This window comes from Clostridium gallinarum, assembly GCF_014836325.1.
In the GTDB taxonomy this organism is placed as follows: Bacteria; Bacillota; Clostridia; order Clostridiales; family Clostridiaceae; genus Clostridium; species Clostridium gallinarum.
This window is the reverse complement of record NZ_JACSQZ010000073.1, coordinates 1-14,559: the sequence shown is the minus strand read 5'-3', so window position 1 is coordinate 14,559 and position 14,559 is coordinate 1. Positions and strand designations below refer to the sequence as shown.

14 protein-coding genes and 1 pseudogene are annotated in these 14,559 nt (G+C 23.0%); 12 read left to right on the top strand and 3 right to left on the bottom strand.

Going from position 1 to position 14,559, the window contains the following annotated elements; translation table 11 throughout:
* The 7 genes and pseudogenes from H9660_RS14400 to H9660_RS14370 all read left to right on the top strand — a co-directional run.
* Positions 1–205: pseudogene (locus H9660_RS14400) on the top strand (MobP2 family relaxase); the annotation flags it as partial.
* A gap of 18 nt (positions 206–223) precedes the next feature.
* The gene (locus H9660_RS14395; protein ID WP_191751075.1) at positions 224–442 is read left to right on the top strand and encodes a hypothetical protein; all 219 of its coding nucleotides are present in this window, start codon (positions 224–226) and stop codon (positions 440–442) included.
* 175 nt (positions 443–617) lie between these two features.
* Complete coding sequence (locus H9660_RS14390; protein WP_191751074.1) at positions 618–2,342, top strand: ArdC-like ssDNA-binding domain-containing protein; 1,725 nt, start codon at positions 618–620, stop codon at positions 2,340–2,342.
* 8 nt (positions 2,343–2,350) lie between these two features.
* On the top strand, positions 2,351–2,959 hold the full coding sequence (locus H9660_RS14385; protein ID WP_191751073.1) for a hypothetical protein: 609 nt from the start codon (positions 2,351–2,353) through the stop codon (positions 2,957–2,959).
* A 610-nt stretch (positions 2,960–3,569) separates the two neighbouring features.
* Positions 3,570–5,408, top strand: coding sequence for a hypothetical protein (locus tag H9660_RS14380; RefSeq protein ID WP_207729492.1), 1,839 nt, complete (start codon positions 3,570–3,572; stop codon positions 5,406–5,408).
* A 413-nt stretch (positions 5,409–5,821) separates the two neighbouring features.
* Positions 5,822–6,151, top strand: a complete 330-nt coding sequence (locus tag H9660_RS14375; RefSeq protein ID WP_191751071.1) for a hypothetical protein — start codon at positions 5,822–5,824, stop codon at positions 6,149–6,151.
* 78 nt (positions 6,152–6,229) lie between these two features.
* On the top strand, positions 6,230–6,682 hold the full coding sequence (locus tag H9660_RS14370; protein ID WP_191751070.1) for a hypothetical protein: 453 nt from the start codon (positions 6,230–6,232) through the stop codon (positions 6,680–6,682).
* A 148-nt stretch (positions 6,683–6,830) separates the two neighbouring features.
* Here the strand turns inward: H9660_RS14370 and H9660_RS14365 are convergent, their stop codons facing one another.
* The gene (locus tag H9660_RS14365; RefSeq protein ID WP_191751077.1) at positions 6,831–6,986 is read right to left on the bottom strand and encodes a hypothetical protein; all 156 of its coding nucleotides are present in this window, start codon (positions 6,984–6,986) and stop codon (positions 6,831–6,833) included.
* Positions 6,987–7,355: 369 nt separating this feature from the next.
* On the opposite strand from H9660_RS14365, the gene H9660_RS14360 reads away from it, so the two are divergent.
* On the top strand, positions 7,356–8,156 hold the full coding sequence (locus H9660_RS14360) for a hypothetical protein (RefSeq protein WP_191751069.1): 801 nt from the start codon (positions 7,356–7,358) through the stop codon (positions 8,154–8,156).
* Between the two features lie 28 nt (positions 8,157–8,184).
* On the opposite strand, the gene H9660_RS14355 is transcribed toward H9660_RS14360, so the two are convergent.
* Positions 8,185–8,847, bottom strand: a complete 663-nt coding sequence (locus H9660_RS14355) for a VanZ family protein (RefSeq protein WP_191751068.1) — start codon at positions 8,845–8,847, stop codon at positions 8,185–8,187.
* Positions 8,848–8,864: 17 nt separating this feature from the next.
* Complete coding sequence (locus H9660_RS14350) at positions 8,865–9,182, bottom strand: PadR family transcriptional regulator (RefSeq protein ID WP_191751067.1); 318 nt, start codon at positions 9,180–9,182, stop codon at positions 8,865–8,867.
* A 234-nt stretch (positions 9,183–9,416) separates the two neighbouring features.
* On the opposite strand from H9660_RS14350, the gene H9660_RS14345 reads away from it, so the two are divergent.
* From H9660_RS14345 to H9660_RS14330, 4 genes are all read left to right on the top strand, one after another.
* Complete coding sequence (locus H9660_RS14345) at positions 9,417–11,957, top strand: DEAD/DEAH box helicase family protein (protein WP_191751066.1); 2,541 nt, start codon at positions 9,417–9,419, stop codon at positions 11,955–11,957.
* Positions 11,958–12,215: 258 nt separating this feature from the next.
* Positions 12,216–13,088: a recombinase family protein gene (locus tag H9660_RS14340; protein WP_191751065.1), complete on the top strand. Its 873-nt coding sequence runs from the start codon at positions 12,216–12,218 to the stop codon at positions 13,086–13,088.
* A 264-nt stretch (positions 13,089–13,352) separates the two neighbouring features.
* Positions 13,353–13,577 (top strand): hypothetical protein, encoded by a 225-nt coding sequence (locus H9660_RS14335; protein ID WP_191751064.1) that lies wholly within the window; start codon positions 13,353–13,355, stop codon positions 13,575–13,577.
* Between the two features lie 63 nt (positions 13,578–13,640).
* Positions 13,641–14,559 (top strand): zinc metalloprotease (locus H9660_RS14330; RefSeq protein ID WP_191751063.1); only part of this gene is annotated, 919 nt, incomplete at its 3' end.

Below are 14,559 nucleotides of genomic sequence, written 5' to 3'. Positions count from 1 at the left end.
TACTAGATTAGGAAATTCATTTTTAAATGATATAAGGGAAGTGATAAATGAAGAAGAAAAGAAAAAAACATTTAATAATAACTCTAAAATTATTATTAATCAAAAAGATGTAAATAGAATAAAAAAAATTTTTTCAAAAGATATTGAGAAAATTAAGAACCAAATAGCTTATGAAAAATTACAAAATGAAATTAATTATAGTTAGATGTAAGGAGTATTTTTTATGAAAAAAATAGGTATGTTAAAAAAAGTATTAAATGAAAATGAAGTTGAAGTTTATAGTATAGATAAAGAAAAAAGTATAGTAGTCAAAGCAAGTGAAAATTATATAAAATCAATAGAGTATTCAATTATAAATGGAGAGGAAATATATATTGAGTATGATTCTTTAACAAGAAGTATTATTGAAGATATAGAAATTATAGAAGAATTTCAAGATTAAAAAGCACTAATATTATTTAGTGCTTTTTCTTATATATAAAGAATAATGTTCGTGAAAGAATTGATTTTATCCAGGATAAATTACAAAAAAGTATTATGGCCATAAAAATTTTTGTGCCATAATACGAATATTTTATAAGCAATTGCTATTAAGATAAGGAAAGGAAGTTAATGTTATGATTTATGAAAAAAAATCAAATAAAGAAATAAATAAAGAGATAGAAGAGCTATTAAAAAGTTCGATGAAAAGGATAGATAATTTATTCAATAGTCCTGAAGATATTAAAAAATTAGGTGAGTATCTTAAAAATTTCTATAGATATTCATTAAGAAATATGTTTCTTATAGAAAGTCAATTTGAAGGAGCTATTGCAGTAGGATCATTTAAGTTTTGGAAGGAGAAAGGCTTTACAGTTAATAAAGGAGAAAAAGGAATAAAAGTTTTAGTTCCAACAAAACTAGCAGATAGATTTGAAGATAGAGAAGGAAATATAAAACTTATAAGTAAAGCAACAGAACAAGAGCTAGAATTAATAAAGAAAAAAGAATTACCATTTATAAATGGAGTAACTGTATTTAAAAAAGGGTATGTATTTGATATTAGTCAAACTAATGCTAAATTAGATGATATTCCTAAATTGTTTCCTAATAGATGGATTGAAGGGGATGTTAAAAATTATGACCTTATGAAAAAATCTTTAGAGAATATAGCAGAAAAAATAAATGTAAAAATAATAAATCCTAAAAGTGAATTGGGAGTAGCTAAAGGGGTAACTTATTTGTTAACAAGGGAAGTTGCTTTAAATCCAAGAAATAGTGAAATACAAAATATAAAAACATTAGTACATGAGTTAGCACACGCTAAATTACATATAGGTAATGATAAAATTACGAAACAAGCTAAAGAGTTTCAAGCTGAATTTGTTGCTTATACTGTATGTAAATATTTTAATATAGATACAAGTGAGTATTCATTTAATTATATTAAAGGATGGGGTAAAACTTTAAATCAAGAGGATAAAATTAATCTTTTAAAAGATGTTAGAGAAACAACAAAAGAGTTTATAGAAGTAATTGAAGATACTTTAATACAAGAGAAAAATAAAGAAAATGAATTTAATGATATAGAAAAAATAAATAAAGAGCTAGATGATTCAGAGTATATAAAAATTGAAAATGAAAAATTGAAAGAAACTTTAAATGGGGATTTAATTAAAGTAAATAAAGTTTCAAAAGAAGAGTTTGAAGAAATAGTAGATAAAAATAATTCATGCAAATTTTTATTTGATGGAAATTTCGATAAAGGGATTTATGTATTAATGAAATATAAAGAGAATTATAGAGATGCTTATACAGGGCAAAGCCTTATGAGTAATAAGTTAATTTATATAGATGATAACAATAATTTATATAGGATAAATAGAGATATTGAATATAGTAATAATAATAATAATGATCTGAAAATAAATGAAGATGAAAAATTAATAGATAAAGGTATTGATAATATTAAAATATCTAAAGAAAAGGAAGAAGAAATTTTTAAAAAGGTTAATTTGCATGAAGAATGGTTAAAAACAGCAGGAGCTAAAGGGGAGAGATTAGTTCTTGAAAAAGAAGATTTAAGAGGATTAAATTTAGAAAATGTAGATTTGAGAAATGCTATAATTAAAAGTTGTGATTTAAGAAATACAAAAATATATGCAGATTTATCGGGAGCAGATTTAAGAAGAAGCAAAATAGATAAAACTAGTAATTTTGTAGGTTCAAATATAAAAGATATGAATATGGCAATAACTAAATTAACTATAGTAGAGCGTCAATTAATAGAAGAAGAAAGCTTACATAAATTAAAGAATAAAAAACTTAAAACAAATATTAAAAGTAAAACTATGAGTATGTAGGTGATATTATGAATATAAAAAATATTTTTGATTTTACAAAGGGAAATCCAAAAACTAAAATAATTATTGCATTACTTGTATTAATAATATCAATATTCCAAATTCAGACAATAACTAAAAATAATAAGATAATAGAGCTTACTCAATTAGTTAATAAATATGAGGATGAAGTTAGTAGTTCTTCAGAAGAAAAAGAAAATCTTGAAAGTGAAATTGATAAATTAAATAAAGAAATAGAAGAATATAAAAATGAAAAAGATAAGGCTAAAGAAGAAATAGCAATTGAAAAAGAAGATCAAGCTAAAATTGAAGAAGAAAATAAAGTTGAAAGTGAAGAAAAAGTATATGGAGTAGAAACAAGTATAAATTATGTAGTAGATGATATTATTAATAGATTTGAAGAAATTGGGAAAAAATCAGATAAAAAGTTGAATAGAGATATTAAAACAGGTAAAGAATATTTAATATATGAGGGATTTGAACTTAAAATAAATGATACGCAAATAGAAAATGCTATTCAAAAGATAGGCGAAAATACTGAGTTTGGAATAAGAATTGTAGATGGAAAATTAGTAACCGAAACATATTACAAAATATATATTATAGAAAAACAATAAATTAAATTTTTAATATTACTCTTAGGGGAAACCCTAAGAGTATTTAATTTCCAATAAATAGAAGTGAAATTTTTCGATGGGATAAACTGGTAAAAAGAAAGAGATTTCTTTTTTACATAATAAAATAAAAAAAGTAGCAGTAATAAATATTACTGCTACTTTTTACCTAAATTATATTGTAAAATTTATTAATTTGTAATATAATTTAGAAAAAAGAAGAAATTTTTTTCTTCTCATATTTTTAATTCCGAACGATAAAATTAAATGCCTAGGAAACATTTAATTTTATATAACTGAAACCTGGTACTAGGAATACCAAGAAACAGAGTGTTGGAACTTCAATTCATTTTATGCTTATATAATAGCATAAGGTGAAAGTTTGTGCAATATAAAAGATGAACAAATTAACATGAGGAAACTAAAAGAATATTTGGTAGACTTTAGAATTTGAGCTTGCATAACATAAGTTTTGATATATAAAACTCTTAGGTATTTGTACCTGAGAGTTTTTTTATTGTTGGAAAATAATATAGAGCAATTTAAATAGATAAATTGTGGGGAGGGGGAAACTATACCCAAAATCACAAATTATCAAGGACAAGGAGGTGTAATGACTTTGAAGAAAATTGGTAATTTCATAGAGCAAATGTTCATATATAAGCTGAGAAATAGAGAAGGTAAAGTCCAAAATTATTTTGGTATTCATGAGGTAGTCCTAGGAGAATTTTCTCAAAATAGAGCTGAGAAAAAATATGAAACTCATATAGAAAAATTATTAGAATATCCTATAAAAAATAGATGGAATAAAGATCTTAGCCATATGAGCCTTCAAAGTCATTGTACTTTTTTAAATAAACAAAATAGAAATTTAAGAGCTGAAGAATTAGATGATAGATATTATCCTTTCACTTTAGAATTTGAATCATCAAAGAAGAAAGAGCATACAGATGTGTTATTTGAGGTAGCTCATTACCTTCAATACTTAATGAATGATTTAAATGTAGATGAAAGAGATATAGTTATTATAATTAATAATTCAAAATCGGTTTATATAATGGTTAATCCTAAAACTTTTGGATTAAAACCAAGCAAGAATGTTCATAGAGTTTATACAGAAATGTATAAAAAAATAAAAGAAGAACTAGGCTTAAAATTTGTAGATGAAAGCGTGGTTAATTCATCATACAGATTAATAAAAACACCAGGAAGTTTTTATAAAGATGGATATGTTAATTATGTTTCAATAGATGAATTTATGAAGTTAATGGCTGGTCAATTAACAAGAAAAAATTTAACTAAAAATCAAAGGGACATAAGAAAATTAGAGTTAACTGGAACTCAAGCTATAAACATGACTAAGCTTTATCAAAGATCTAAAAAGAAAGTTGAAAAGTTTTTAAAGGAATACAAAAATAAAGAAAATAAAGTTTTAAATTTACCTGGAACAGAATGTAGCAGAGAGTGTGTAAAAGCATTAATAAATATGCCGTTAATGGATAAGGGTAATAGAAATAATTTCTTAGTAAGTATTGCATTAGGTCTGAGTGAAGCTAATTATAGTGAAGATGAAGTAATAGAAGTTTTAACACAAAAAGCTATTGAATGGAATCATGACGAGAATATTAATGCAGTTAAAAGAAAGTATAAATCATTAAAAAGAAATGGGACAAATTTTTCTTGTGATAAAGCAAAAATGCTTTTTGAAGAAGAAGGATTAAGTCTTTGTTGTAATGTCTGTAAAAAGGCAATAAATAGTATCTATATTTCAAGAAATATAGTTGAAACTATTTATAACAACAAGGGGTCAGTACGTCATTATAGAGCTTATTTAGAATTAGAAAAGAAAAATGTTTTTGGCAGATATTTTAATGTAGATGAAGTTGGAATAAAAGCAGCTACTTTAAAAGAGCTGGCAAAAAAAATGAATGGAAAATTAGAAAAGAAAGATGGGTTATTTAAATTAACAGTAAAGAGAGGTAAATCAATATATAGATTACCATTAGAATATATAGAAAATGCAGTAGATGTATTAGACCAAAAAATAGGAAAGGTATTAATGTTAATAGTTAAAGCTTATTCAAGTAATGTTTATGGAGCATTTATAAGCTTAGGAATTGAAAAAATTGCTGAATATTTAGCTTTTAAAAATGAAAGAAGTGTATATAACTTCTTAAAAGAATTAGAGAATTTAGGATTTTTAACTAAAAATAAAAATGGAATAACTGTATATTATAAGAGCAGAAAAGTTGTAAACTTAGAAGAAGAAAGAAAAAATAGAAAAGAAAAAATAAAAATTATTTCAGAAAGAAAAGTAGTAAATGGTCTACAATTAAAATTTGAATTTGAAAAAAAAGAAGATAGTATAAATGCACAAGAATTAAACGTAGAAATTTATAAATTTAGGAGAATCGAAGATTTGAAAAACCAAAGAGGTTCACCACCAAGATAAATATAATTATAATAAAAGTAATGTGTACAAGCTATCTATAAGACCATATAACAAGATTTATTTTTAAAGATATTATAATATCAAAGAGCAATAAAAAACTCTATAAATAAGAGTTATAAGTTAATATTTAAATAGGATGATATTAAAAGAAAAACAACTTCCAAAATAAGTAATATTTTCGGATTCATGAAAATTTAGTAATATAAAAAGTAGCATAAAGCATTGATATTACTTGCTTTAGAATATATAAATTTTTTTAATATTTATATATAATATCTTTATCTATTAAGTTTATGGTGTATTTCTATTTATATAAATACTAGATATTAATAAATTTTATATTTATATATATGTATCATTTACGAGTATATCGTAAACAAGAATGATATATAATTTAAAGGAGAGCTAAAAATATGAGAACTAAGAATTTTATTGAAGATGTTTTAATAAAAGATATTTCTAAGGATTTAATAGGTGGGTTAAATATACCTATAATTTATTTACTTGATACTAAGTTAAATAGTAGCAGAAAAATTTTATTATCAGTATTACTTTATATAGAAGATCATTATGGAAATAAGATAATTCAAGTATCTTATTTAAATAGATTAACTGGAATAGATGTAGGAATTATTACAAATGAGTTAAAAAGGTTAGAATCTTTAGGATATGTTGAATCAAAATTAGAGTTTAATGGAAGTATTGCTATAGGAAAAAGGTTTTATTTGAAAATAAAGCCATAAAAATATAGTTATATAATATTTTTTAAATTTTACATTTGATTTATAATAAATTTATATTTAATATGAAAGGAGCTTTTTATGAAAAAAAATAACAAAATGGTAGCTTTTAGATTAAAGGATAATAAAAGTCAAAATAAGAAAGCTATTGAAATAATAAATACATATTATGAGAAATCTTTATTAAATGATGGGCAAACATGGTATTCAACTAATAATTCAATTAGGAATCCTAAAAATATTGAAAAGGTTATTTTTTTTAATAATAGTGATAATGAAGAATTTTATTATATTGCAGATGTAGTAAGTGGTGAAAAATTTAAAAATAAAGGTATTGTTAATGTAAATATGAATTTAATTCCCGAATTATATAGAAATGAACCAAAAAAAATATGGTTATTAATAGAGAATATTAAGAAAATAGAAAAAGAAGAATTAAAAAAATATTATACATTGAAAAACGAATTATTATTTGATAAATTTTCAAAAGAGCTTAATTCCCAAAGATTTAATAAAATATATTTTATTAAATAAATTTATATAAATATGTTTTATTATCATTAATTTTTGGTATAATAAAGATAAGAAAAGGTTAGTGCTACGAACACTAACCTAATCAGAACATTTTTAGCTTTAGGGCTATTGGTGAAATTTAAACAGGTTTTAAATTAAGAAAAAGGCACTATTTGCAAGATGGGTGCTTTTTTTCTTTGCTTTGGATTCTTATATTTAACCCAAGAATCTTAACTTGTAATTCTAAAGAAAAGTCCTTGTTATGTTTCAATATCATTCTAATTAGAGCTAATAAGATAGCTCCTATCGTTATAATTTCCTGCATCTCCAATACCACCACCTTTTAAGCTTTAGTGAAATTTTCACCAATAGCAGCAAGGTGGAAAAATGTACAAACCACCGTATCCATCTTTATACGGAAAATAAGCTAAATAAATTATAACATATAATGGAACTAAAACAATAAATTTAGTAATAAAAAAGAACTCAATTTATATTTTATTGAGTTCTTTTTTACTTTCATTATCAATTTAATAAATATATAAATAAAATAAAAGCATATAATAAAGAATAAATACCAAATTTTTAAATTTTGTAAAAAAAATAATTTATAACAAATAACGACAATTAATTACAAAAATTTTTGATATAATGTATTTGTAAAATTTAAATAAATAGAAATGGAGAAACACTTATGAAAAAGCAAAACTTAAAAAAATTATCATTACTGATAGTAGGATTATTATTTCTAACTATAGCTCCTATTAAGGTTAATGCAGCAACTCAAAATGATGAACAAATTTTAGTTACTCAATACTTAACAGCCCTTAAAAATAAAGATGTTGTACTAGCATCTAAGTTATCTAGTGATGCGAGAATAAATGATGAAGCTCAATATCAAATCTGGTTAGAAGAGATGTTACAAGATCCTAATCAACAAATAGTTAATTTTACTATATTAGATAAAGATATTAAATTAGAAAATTATTCTACAATATATGCTAAAGTTGAATTTTTAAATGGTGATGTTGTTGAAGTTCCTTTTAGAGTTCAAAATGGAATAGTATATATTGATAAAATGGATAATCTACCTAAAATTAAAACAGGTATTGAAATTCCTTATTCTGAACCAGTTCCAGAAACACAAGTTACATCTTGGAATATTACATTATCAAGTAGTTCACTTGTAGCTTCAGATACTCATTATACTTCATCTTTTACTTTTAACTCTAATTCTGTATCATTAAACTTTAGACAATGGGCTGATCTTGCAGCTCCTGTAACAGCTAAGTTTGAATATGCAGTTGTTAAAAAAGGTGTATTTAGTGATACCGTATATGCTTCTAAGACAGTATCAGGTGATAATTCATCATCAGCAAAACAAATAACACTTTCACTTGGAACAGGACAAACATTTAATAATTTAAAAATAAGAATTGATAATCTTAATAATAAATATACTGCATATGGTTATGGAGAAGCATACTGTTATTAGTAAAAAAATATTAGCCTAAGTATAATACTTAGGCTAATATTTTTTTATTAGATAATTTCTTTGATAAAAATATTATTAATTTAAATAATACATAACCAATTAAACACCCTAATAAATGTATTAAAAAGTAATCTATTTTAGCTATTCCAAATCCTAATATTATTTTCATAATTTCTAATCCTAATGTAAAATATATAAACTTTTTTAAATTTAAAATAAATGATTTATATTTTTCTGTGATTATTGGAATAAAAATTCCCATTGGTATAAATGATAAAAACAAAAGAATTTGTTCTTTTAAAATTTCAATGGTGGATAGTTTGTCTTGTCTAAAAGCTTGTAATAAATAAAAGAAATATTGGAATGGTATTAAACGGTATATATTAAGTCTTATATTAGAAACATCCGATCTTGAAACAGATACAAATATTAACGAAAAAATTATGATATATATTGTAAAAACTGAAATTAATCCAAATTTTATATGATTTTTTTTATTTGTTTGAGTATTATCATTAAACATTTCTATTGCATAAATTAATGAATCTTCATCTGAAAACCCTTCAAGTTTATGATTGTTATATAGTTCAGTCATATGGTCAATAAATTGTATTTTTAATTCTCTTTTTTCTTTTAATGATAAATCTAATTTATTTACTGATTTTTTAGCATACTTATTTATTTCTTTCATAGTATTAAACTCCTTTCTTATATAAGCGGATCTATTAGAGATTTAATTTTTTTATATTCTGATTTTTTATAATTAAGATACTCTTTGCCTTTTATAGTTATCCTATAATATTTTCTTTTAACAAGATTATTTTCTTTTTCTACCCAATAATAATCTAAATATCCATTTTCATAAAATCTTTTTAATGCAGGGTATAATGTACCTTCTCCCAGTATTACACTTTCATTCGAATATTCCATTATAACTTTTGAAATCTCATAAGCATACATATCTTTTTTAGATAATAAAGATAGAATTAATATATCAATGAAACCTTTCAATAATTCTTTATCCATATAAATACCTCCATTAACAGTATACACCAAAATACCTTGTATTACAATGTATTAATTTTTAAATTTTTTACTATGAAATAATAGTTTAATTTACAAGTATATGGATTATCAAGGAAATTTATTTAAAGTTAAATTTAAAAAAATAAATAAAATAGATAAAAAACTGGATATATGTGGTGAAATATTGTAATATTTATATATAATTCTAAAAAATATAATTAAAGGAGAATAAATATGTTTGATTTAGATGATTTATTTAGTATTGATGATGAAGAAAAATTTATAGAGCCAGATAGGATATTTTCAAGTTTAGTTAAAAGTAGTGATTATGAATATCTTAGAGATGTACAAACTGAAATATTAAATGAATGGTTTAATAGAAGAAATGATAAAGATATAGTATTAAAAATGAATACAGGAGCAGGTAAAACATTTGTAGGTCTTTTAATGTTACAATCAAGTCTAAATGAAGGAAAAGGGCCAGCAGTATATGTATGTCCAGATTTACAATTAGTAGAACAAGTTATGCAAAAATCAAAAGAGTATGGCATAAAATGTGTAACATTTTCAGATGGAGAAAATAAATTTCCGATAGATTTTTTAAATAATGAAGCAATTTTAGTTACTGTATTTGATAAATTATTTAATGGAAGATCTATTTTTAATAAGTATGATATTGAAATTGGTAGTATTATACTTGATGATGCACATTCATGTATATCTAAAGCTAGAGATAAGTTTACTTTAAAGATTAAAAATTCATCAGAACTTTATCAAAGGATACATAAAATATTTGAAGATTCATTACATCAACAAGATATTGGAAGTGCTAAAAGTATATATGAAGGAGATAAATATACAATAATGCAAATTCCTTTTTGGAGTTGGATGGAGAATATAGAAATGATAGCTAGTCTACTTTCGAATGTAGCACAACATTATCCTGATGAAGTTGATAAGCAAGACGAAGTAAAGAAAAATATTTATTTTAATTGGCCATTATTACAAAATAATTTAGAAAGCTGCAATGTTTTTATTTCAGGAGATACAATAGAAATAACTCCCCATTGTTTACCAATTAATCAGTTTAAAGCTTTTGAAAATGCCAAAAGAAGAATTTTTATGTCCGCAACTTTATTGGATGATTCATTATTGATAAAAGAGTTAGGAATAGGTGAGCAAGCTGTAAAATCACCTTTAGTAAATAGCAAGCATTATAATATAGGTGAGAGAATGATTTTAATTCCATCATTAATAAATGAATCTTTAGATAATAGTAAATTGGCAGAAATAACGAAAAGTATAGACAAAAATATTATAGTTCTAACACCTAGTTCTTATGCTAACTATACTGAAAGATGGACAAATAGAGGAGCAGAAGTATTAAATAGTAAAAATATTTCAACGGAGATAAAAAAGTTAAGTTCAGGTCAAAAAAAGTATTTTGTTTTACCTAATAGATATGATGGGATAGATTTACATGGAGAACAATGTAGAGTATTGATTATTGATGGATTACCATTAGGTACAACTTTATATGAAAAGTATTTAAATATTGCTAGACCAAGTTCGAAAATCGTTAAAACAATATTAGCCCAAAAAATAGAACAAGGTATAGGGAGAAGTACAAGATCTAGTAGTGATTATAGTGTTGTAATTTTAACTGGAGCAGATTTAGAGACATTTATTTCAATAAAAGAAAATAAAAAGTATCTTTCACCTCAAACTAGAAAACAGATTGAAATTGGTGTTAAATTTACAAAAAAACTTGAAAAAATTAATGATGAAAAATCAGCAGAAGTATTACTATCAATAATGAACGTAAGCTTTTCAAGGCATAATAGTTGGATAAAATTTCATAATTCAGAACTACAAAAAGCAACAGATGAAGAGATTAATTATATTCCAATTGAGTTAGCAACTTTAGAAAGAGAAGCATATAGATTATATAACTCAAATAGATCATTAGAAGCTAGTAAAATTATAGAAAATGCAATAAATAATTTAGGCGATAAATTAGATAATTGTGATAAGGGATGGTATTTACAGCTAGCAGCATTTTATTTATATAAAAATGATAAGAGTGAGGCGATAAAGAAACAAATAAAAGCACATGAATTAAATAATAATTTATTTAAAACTATTGAAGGAATAAAATATAAAAAAGTTGAAAGAAATACAGGATTACAACCTAATGCAGTATTTAAAAATATTACAGCTTATGATGATGGAAATGCAGTTGTTATTTATGTAAATAAATTATTAGAAAAACTTATTTTTGGAGGAGATAGTAATATATTTGAAAGTGGTTTTATGGAGTTAGGAAAATTTTTAGGATATAATTCTCAAAGACCTGAAAAATGCTTTGGAAAAGGACTACCAGATGTATTATGGCATATGTCAAATAATAATTTTGTTATAGTTGAAGCAAAAAATGAGGTATATAAAAATAGAAGTTTTATATATAAAAAGGAAGCAGAGCAAATATCTAATAGTTATAACTGGTTTATTGAGGAGTATAAAGGTAAAAAGGGATATCCAATATTAATTCATCCATCTAATAAAAAAGAGTTATCAGCTTATCCACATACTGATGTAAGAGTTATGACAGAAAAAGAGCTAAATAAATTAAAGAAGAATGTAATGGCACTTGGAAGATATATTTCTTTAAACTTTAATAAGCCAATTACTGTAGAAATGATAGGGGAGCAACTAAAAATATTAAAACTTACACCTGATAAATTTATTGGAGAATATACAACCAATATACTATAAATTATAAAAATAGAATAAATAATAAATTTGTATTATCCTAAATAAAAAAGTAATTTGAAAACTAAATTTCAAGTTACTTTTTTATTTATACAAGTATTAATAGATGTTTATATAAATATATGTAGTTCTAAAATAGAAATGCATTTTAAAATAAATATATAAGGTATCAAAACTTAAAAGTATTGACACTAAAAAAAATATACGAGATAATCAATATAAAAACGGTGTCAAAAATAAGTGTCAAAAGTGGAGTGAAAAATGCAAGAATTTTTAAGAAAAATAATAGAAAATCATAAAGTATATAAAAACACAAAAGAAGTATATAAATTTGAAGATATAGAAATTACTGTTATTCAAGAGAAAGATAAAATAGTAGTTTGGGGATTTAACAATAAGAGTGAACGATTCTTAATTTTAGGAAATAAAAAATATTTAACTTTAATTAATGGATTTAAAGAAATTTCAAAAGATATATATTTAAATGGTAATAAATACTACATAACTTTAGATAGTGGTATCAAAAGTGTCAAAAACAATAAAATAATTGGATACTGTAGAGTTTCAACAAAAGGTCAATTAGATGGGTATAGTATAGATCAGCAAATTGGAGAAATATTATCTGTCTATTCAGAAGTTAATATTTATGAAGAAAGTTTTAGTGGCGCAAAGGAAAGACCAATATTTAATGAGGTTTTAAATGTATTAGAAAAAAATGATATATTAGTTGTTACTAAATTAGATAGGTTTTGTAGAAGTACAAAAGAAGGATTACAATATATTGATATGCTCCTGGAAAGGGGAGTTAAAATCCATATATTAAATATGGGATTAATAGAAAATACTCCAATGGGAAAACTAATAGTTACCAATTTATTAGCCTTTGCAGAATTTGAAAGAGCTATGATAATAGAACGTACTCAGAGTGGAAAAGCTATAGCAAAAACTAAAGAAGGATTCAAGGAGGGGAGACCTAAAAAATATACTGTTAAACAAATAGATAATGCTTTATCTATGTTAAATGTTAATGGGGGGAGCTATAGTTATACTGAAGTTGAAGAATTATTAGGAATAAGTAAAAGTACATTAATAAGAGAAAATAATAAAAGAAAGATTAATAATAAATTAAAGTAATATAAAAAGGTGTTCCTCGGGAACACCTTTTTATTAAAATTTTTAGAATATTGTTTCTAATAAATATATAATAAATTTTTTAAATTATCAAAAAATATATGTAAATACCAGGTGAGTTTGATAAATTATTAACTACAATTATATTTTTTTATAAATATAATTAAATTTTATTTATAAAATTGACATTTTTTATATGTTTTTGTAAAATTTAATTGCTAGCAAGAAAACAAATCTATAGGTTTATAATATGTGGAGGAGAGAATTATGAAAAATATTAAAGAGAAAAATTCTGAAATCACACTTGATTTTAGTATGGAAAAATTAGAAGAAAGATTAGAATCTATAGCTGTTCCTTTTAAAAATGAGATAGGTACAGGTGGTGGATGTTATGGAACTATAGTCTTTCCACCATCTCCAGAATGGGGTTCAGGAACTGTTTGTCCATTAAGTTCACCAGTTGGGGCAGGAACTTTTGCATATACCCATTAATATTAATTTAAAATATAAAAATGTATATAAATATATACATTTTTATATTTAAAAGGAGTTTTTATGAGTATTGATAGATATATATTTAATATAAAAAATATATATAACTTTTCTAATGAAAAGAAAGAGTATGTTATAGAATTATATACTGAAGAAAGTTTTAAGATTAATGAGCAATTATATAATATGATAGGGTTATTTAAAGATTCCAATAATAATATTAAAGAATATATGAAAAATGAAATATATAATAATGAATATTATTATAAATGTATAGAATATATGATAAAAAATAATATTCTAATAGAAAAAAATAATATTTTGAAGAATAAAAAATCAAAAATTAGATTTAATAAATTATCTCTAGAAATAGATTTAATTAGTACAAAAAAATTAGATAAATTACTTAATTTTCTACAAGTTTTGATTAATAAATATGTATTTATTATAAGTATATTTAGTTCTTTAATAATAATTAAATTATTAACAATGATATCGTTTAGAGTTAAATTTTCAAGTTTTGAGAATTTTTGTATAGTATTATTAGTATTTTTAAGTATGATACTACATGAGTTTGGTCATTTATCAGGATGCAAGAAATTTGATGTAAATACAGGTTTTTTAGGATTCGGATTATATATAATAATTCCTAGAATATATGTTGAAATAAAAAATATTTGGATTATTGATAATAAAAAAAGAGCAATAATAGATGGGTGTGGAGTATATTTTCAGTTAATATATATAAATATACTTTTTTTTATATATTATTTTACAAATCAAAAATTATTAATACCTGTAATTAATATTACTTTAATGATAATAATTTTTAATATGATTCCATTGGTTAATTTAGATGGATATTGGTTTTTATTGGATTATTTTAATATTAATAATTTTAATATTAATAATTTTATTTTAAAAGATTTTTTTAAACAAAAAAAAGCTATTATTTTTATTAATATGATTATTATTCTATCTA

Bases quoted from the DNA above. Each gene is read 5' to 3' on its own strand.
- H9660_RS14340 (WP_191751065.1), top strand. From the start codon at position 12,216: ATGCAAGAATTTTTAAGAAAAATAATAGAAAATCATAAAGTATATAAA.
- H9660_RS14370 (WP_191751070.1), top strand. From the start codon at position 6,230: ATGAAAAAAAATAACAAAATGGTAGCTTTTAGATTAAAGGATAATAAA.
- H9660_RS14380 (WP_207729492.1), top strand. From the start codon at position 3,570: ATGACTTTGAAGAAAATTGGTAATTTCATAGAGCAAATGTTCATATAT.
- H9660_RS14395 (WP_191751075.1), top strand. From the start codon at position 224: ATGAAAAAAATAGGTATGTTAAAAAAAGTATTAAATGAAAATGAAGTT.
- H9660_RS14365 (WP_191751077.1), bottom strand. From the start codon at position 6,986: ATGCAGGAAATTATAACGATAGGAGCTATCTTATTAGCTCTAATTAGA.
- H9660_RS14385 (WP_191751073.1), top strand. From the start codon at position 2,351: ATGAATATAAAAAATATTTTTGATTTTACAAAGGGAAATCCAAAAACT.
- H9660_RS14355 (WP_191751068.1), bottom strand. From the start codon at position 8,847: ATGAAAGAAATAAATAAGTATGCTAAAAAATCAGTAAATAAATTAGAT.
- H9660_RS14360 (WP_191751069.1), top strand. From the start codon at position 7,356: ATGAAAAAGCAAAACTTAAAAAAATTATCATTACTGATAGTAGGATTA.
- H9660_RS14390 (WP_191751074.1), top strand. From the start codon at position 618: ATGATTTATGAAAAAAAATCAAATAAAGAAATAAATAAAGAGATAGAA.
- H9660_RS14350 (WP_191751067.1), bottom strand. From the start codon at position 9,182: ATGGATAAAGAATTATTGAAAGGTTTCATTGATATATTAATTCTATCT.
- H9660_RS14345 (WP_191751066.1), top strand. From the start codon at position 9,417: ATGTTTGATTTAGATGATTTATTTAGTATTGATGATGAAGAAAAATTT.
- H9660_RS14335 (WP_191751064.1), top strand. From the start codon at position 13,353: ATGAAAAATATTAAAGAGAAAAATTCTGAAATCACACTTGATTTTAGT.
- H9660_RS14375 (WP_191751071.1), top strand. From the start codon at position 5,822: ATGAGAACTAAGAATTTTATTGAAGATGTTTTAATAAAAGATATTTCT.